This is a genomic window from Amycolatopsis sp. NPDC058278 (genome assembly GCF_042881395.1).
Taxonomy (GTDB): Bacteria; Actinomycetota; Actinomycetes; order Mycobacteriales; family Pseudonocardiaceae; genus Amycolatopsis.
Genome location: NZ_JBHVXZ010000249.1, coordinates 1 through 4,591 on the forward strand (window position 1 = coordinate 1; position 4,591 = coordinate 4,591).

At 70.0% G+C, this 4,591-nt stretch carries 7 protein-coding genes and 1 pseudogene; 4 read left to right on the forward strand and 4 right to left on the reverse strand.

The genetic code is table 11. From position 1 onward, the window contains the following. A partial coding sequence (locus ACFVYA_RS49520; protein WP_387055591.1) for an RICIN domain-containing protein occupies positions 1-113 on the forward strand: 113 nt, incomplete at its 5' end. A 148-nt stretch (positions 114-261) separates the two neighbouring features. Further along, a complete protein-coding gene (locus tag ACFVYA_RS49525; RefSeq protein WP_285991938.1) occupies positions 262-417 on the forward strand; it encodes a hypothetical protein in 156 nt (51 codons plus the stop codon). Positions 418-516: 99 nt separating this feature from the next. Here ACFVYA_RS49525 and ACFVYA_RS49530 read toward each other — a convergent pair whose 3' ends face one another. After that, complete coding sequence (locus ACFVYA_RS49530; protein WP_387055583.1) at positions 517-909, reverse strand: hypothetical protein; 393 nt, start codon at positions 907-909, stop codon at positions 517-519. Positions 910-1,079: 170 nt separating this feature from the next. Between ACFVYA_RS49530 and ACFVYA_RS49535 the strand changes: the two are divergent. Continuing rightward, positions 1,080-1,469, forward strand: a pseudogene (locus ACFVYA_RS49535) (response regulator transcription factor); the annotation flags it as partial. A 210-nt stretch (positions 1,470-1,679) separates the two neighbouring features. On the opposite strand, the gene ACFVYA_RS49540 reads toward ACFVYA_RS49535, so the two are convergent. The 3 genes from ACFVYA_RS49540 to ACFVYA_RS49550 form a co-directional block, all read right to left on the reverse strand. Continuing rightward, positions 1,680-2,429: a thaumatin family protein gene (locus tag ACFVYA_RS49540; RefSeq protein ID WP_387055585.1), complete on the reverse strand. Its 750-nt coding sequence runs from the start codon at positions 2,427-2,429 to the stop codon at positions 1,680-1,682. 45 nt (positions 2,430-2,474) lie between these two features. Further along, positions 2,475-3,284: a glycoside hydrolase family protein gene (locus ACFVYA_RS49545; RefSeq protein WP_387055587.1), complete on the reverse strand. Its 810-nt coding sequence runs from the start codon at positions 3,282-3,284 to the stop codon at positions 2,475-2,477. A 79-nt stretch (positions 3,285-3,363) separates the two neighbouring features. Then, on the reverse strand, positions 3,364-3,777 hold the full coding sequence (locus ACFVYA_RS49550; protein ID WP_360167662.1) for a cysteine/serine endopeptidase inhibitor: 414 nt from the start codon (positions 3,775-3,777) through the stop codon (positions 3,364-3,366). A gap of 387 nt (positions 3,778-4,164) precedes the next feature. On the opposite strand from ACFVYA_RS49550, the gene ACFVYA_RS49555 reads away from it, so the two are divergent. Then, positions 4,165-4,591 (forward strand): SAM-dependent methyltransferase (locus tag ACFVYA_RS49555; RefSeq protein WP_387055589.1); only part of this gene is annotated, 427 nt, incomplete at its 3' end.

The following is a 4,591-nucleotide window of genomic DNA, read 5'->3' on the forward strand; positions in this document are numbered from 1 at the left end:
AACGTCGGGTCGGCAAGTGCCTCGACGTGAAGGGCCACTGCACGGCCCACGGCACCCCGTTCGTCATCTGGCCGTGCAACGGCGCCGCGAACCAGCGGTGGTCGCGTGGCTGAGCACGCGAGGTCCCGCGGGGGAGTGGTTCGCCGCCCGGCCGTCCGGGCGGGAACGCCTGTTTGACCGGCGGGGCGTGCGGGTATCTCCGCGCTCGACACGAGCCGCCGCCTCAGGGACGGCGGTTCCCGGAAAAGGAGCTTCCCCACCGTGATCATCCTCGGCGTCATCCTGATCATCCTCGGCTTCGTCATCGGCATCCCGGCGCTGTACACGATCGGCGTCGTGCTCGCCATCGCGGGGGTCGTCCTGGCGATCCTCGGCGGAACGGGCCGCAAGATCGGCGGGCGCGCCCACTGGTACTGAGCCGGATGCGGGGCCGGAAGCCGACGCTTCCGGCCCCGTCGGCGCGTTCGCAGGTGTACTTCCGTTTCGACGGGTGAAGACCAGTTCGTCGTCGCGTCTCTACCGGCCGGCCCGCCAGTCCTCGATCGCCGCGGCCCATTCCTTGTTGCGGGTGGATTCCATGAACTCCTTGCGGTCGATCAGCAGGTACACCTCACCCGCCGGGGTGGTCGTATCGAGGATGAGTGGTTGACCCGAGTCCGTCAGACCGCCGAGGAACCGCCCGTACAGGTCGGTGAACTCGCGCCGCACGCTCGTCACGTCACCGGGCCGCAGCACCAGCGTGCCCTCGTCCCACCCGGACAGCGCCAGCGAACCGCCGGCCAGTTCGATCGTCCCCCGCCTGCGGAACAGCGCCTTCTGGCTGATCGCGCCCGCCGCCTTGTCGGCGATCTTGTTGGCTTGCATCTCCGCGGCACTCGCTCCGAGGTAAGTGCCCTGCTTCGGTTCCATGCCGTGAACCCTCGCGCACGGGCGGCCCGTCCGCAGCGGCCGAAGGGTGACGGGCGCAGCAACTTTCGTCGATGTCCGCGATCGGCCGACCGGCCCGAGGGACGGGGCTCCAAGGGCGACGACACGAGGTGCCATAAAATCGCCGTCCATCTGCCGCGCGGGAGGCTGGGATGTGCGCGTTCGTGCTGGTCGCCGAGGACGACGTCAAGCAGGCCGAACTGCTGCGCCGGTACCTGCGCCGTGAAGCGCACTCGGTGCTGGTGGTGCACGAGGGCCGGGAGGCGCTCGACCAGGCGGCCCTGCGGCAGCCGGATCTACTCGTCCTCGACGTGATGATGCCCGGCCTGGACGGCCTCGACGTCGTGCGGTCCCTGCGGCGGGATTCCGACGTGCCGGTGCTGCTGGTCACGGCGCGCTCGACCGCCGAGGACAAGCTGGCCGGATTCGACCTGGGCGCCGACGACTACGTGACCAAACCGTACGACCCGAGGGAGCTGATGGCGCGGGTGCGGTCGCTGCTGCGCCGCGCCGGTCCCTCGGATCGGCGGCCGGCGCTGCCGTGCGTCACGGCTGCCCCCGGCCGAGGCGCTGGCCACCTGAGGTCGCCGCCCGCCGGTCTCGACCTCGCCCACCGGCTCACCGGCAGCGACGCCTGGCGCCGCTCATGTTCGGTTGCCCCTCGCCATCCGGGTGCCAGGGTTGCGCCGCAGCCGGTCCGGCGGGCGCGGGGGCTGCGCCGGTGTCAGCGCGGCCCCCGCGGTGGGGCTTCGTCACGCACCGCCGTGGAAGGTGATCGTGAAGCCGCTGCAGGAGGCGCACTGGTACATCGTCTGGTTGCCCGGCTCGGTGTCCTGTTTGGACCACGCGTACGCCTTCGGGCAATGCGACTTGATCGCGTCGCTGTAGCTCGTCGGGGCGTCGCGGTTCGGGTTGACGCAGTTGATGAGCGTGCCACTCGGGGAGTACCGGCGGTCTTCGGCCGGGCAGTAGGACAGCAGGTTCTCCGGGCAGCCCGCCGAGCCGCACGAAGCCGAACCCGGGGGCACGGCCGCGTTGACCGGCTCGATCGTGATCGGCAGGGAGAAGGCGTTGACGTAGCTGACGTCGTACCACGGGGCGAGGCCGTCGGCGGTGTCGAAGTTGAACTCGGCCAGGCTGGCCGGCTGTTCACCGGTCGCGCAGTGGTCGGCGTGGACGCCGCAGTCGCCGACCGCGCAATGGAAATCCCGGCCGGAGGTGCCCGTGCACCCCTGGCGCGCGAAGAACTTGCCCCGCCAGTGGCCGGGCGCCGATGTTTCCGGCACCGTCACGGTCGCCGTCTGCCCGTTCGCCAGCGTCGGCAGGCTCGCGAAGTTGACCGACTGGTCGGCGTTCACGGTGCTGCCCAGCCAGACGGTCTGGCCGGAGTGGTTCACGAACGTGACGGTGTGGTTGCCCGCCGCCGCGGCCGGTGTGGCCGGCGAACTCACCGCCGACGCCACCGCGATCGCCGCGGCAACGGCGAAGAGCCGCCTGCGCATCCGGGAAAACATGGGTTCGACCTCCGTTCGTTGCTGGGTGGGGGATCAGCCGGCGGCCCGGTAGGCGACGCCGCTCGCGTTCGGGGTGGTGCCCGTGTAGAGACCGGTCGGGGTGGTCGACGTCGAAAGCGAGAACCAGGCGTAGCGCTCGACGAACGACAGTCCGTTCAGCATCGCCGTGGACCGGCTGACGAAGTCGGCCTGCTCGGCCGCGGACGGGTACCGCGGGGTGGGGCCGGAGAAGTCGGTCAACGCGTATTCGGTGACCCAGATCGGCAGGTGGTAGCGGTTGTACACCGCCTGCAGGTAGGACTGCAGCTGCCCGGTCGCGGCGGCCGAGAAGTCGCCGCCGTACCAGTGCAGTGGGATGAAGTCGACGCGGTGACCGCGCGCGGCCGCGCCGCTCATGAACCGGTCGAGCCAGCCGCCGGGAGTGTCCCCGCCGTACGCCACCGCCGGCGCGCCCAGCCGCATGCCCGTCGCCTGCAGCTGCGGCCACAGGTCCAGCGCCGTCTCGACGGACATGTTCGCCTGGCCGGCCAGGTCCGGTTCGTTGAACGCCAGCAGGGTGCTGCCGGCCGCCTTCGCCCGCTGCAACTGGTCCGCGGTGACGGAGCCGCGGCCCCAGATCATCGGGACGAACTCCGTCCCGGCCGGTGCGGTGATGCCCTGGGGGTCCGCCGCCCAGGTGTAGAACCACCGCGCGCCGACGTCGCCGAGTGCGGTGGTGACGCCGGAAAAGGCGGCCGCGCTGACGCCCTTCTTGGTGCCGGCCGCCGTCGCCGGGGCGGCGAGGCCCCCGGCGGCGGCGATGGCCACGGTCACGAGGACCAGGAGTTTCCTGAACTGGTTCATACCACTTTCTCCGGTGTTCGACGAGGTGGGTGCGCCGCGGGCCGGCCTCCGGCCGTGCCGCCGGAGGCCGGCGACGGAGTCACGAGCGCACGAACGTCCAGGTCACCGGGATGTTCCCCAGGCCGGGGTCCGCCAGCTGGGCGAACGCCGGCGCGCTGAGGTCGATGTGCGCGCTGTCGCAGCTCGGGCACTTGTCGACCACGGGCACGGTGATGGTCCGGCCGTTGTACGACACGCGGATGGACACGCCCCGGCACAGCGGGTCGTTGTTCGGGTTGGCGGTCGTCCAGTACGCGGCCGGCGCCGCGACGAGCAGCTGGGTGGCGGCGTTGATCTGCGTGCCGCAGGCGCCGAATCCGGCGTCGTTGTAGTAGGTGGCGCGGCCATTGATCGGCTGGTCGAAGGGAATGTCGGCCCATGCCGTACCGCTCGTCGTCAGGGGAAGCGCGGCAGCGGCGGCCAGCACGGCGAGCGACTTGATGGTCTTGCGCATTCCGTCCCTTTCCCTCGTGTTCCGGACGTGCTCGTGTTCATGACGGACTTACCGGTTCTTCCTGGCAGCACCGGTGAAACCGCGACCGGGTCGCACGGTTTCCCCGCGGTGCCGCGCCAGATAGTACTGGCCCGCGCAATACCTGGCTATGACAAAGAATTGTCCGGACAAGATCGGCTGACATCGTTGACAACGGGACATGATCCGTTCAATTCGAAATCATTTGCCGCGGTCGTCCGGGATTCCGGAAAACGTCGGGAGATCGTGGTCTCCTGCCGCCCATTCGCAACCGGTTCGGGCTCGGCGATAGCCGACGCGTGGACACCCGGGGGCCATCAGTGCCGTCACCGGCAGGGATAAGATGGCTCGACACGGTGGGGAGGCGGCATGGCGGAGGAGTCTTTACCGGGGGTGGACCTGGAGCACCCCAGCGTGGCTCGGGTCTACGACTGGTATCTCGGCGGCACGGCCAACTGGGCGATCGATCGTGAGTTCGGCAAGAAGGTCCTGGCGACGTTTCCGGCCGGGATGTATTGCGCCCGGGCCAACCGGGCCTTTCTGCATCGCGCTGTGCGGCACTTGGTGGCCCGGGGCGTGCGGCAGTTCGTCGACATCGGCTCCGGTGTTCCCACGATGGGCAACGTGCACCAGGTCGCCGACGAGGTCGCACCGGACTCCCGGGTGGTCTACATCGACTACGAACCCGTTGCGGTCGCGCACTCCCGGATCTTGCTGGAGCAGCACGGCGATCCCGCCCGCCACGCGGTGATCCACGGCGATCTGCGTGATCCCGAAGGAGTCTGGGACGCTGTGG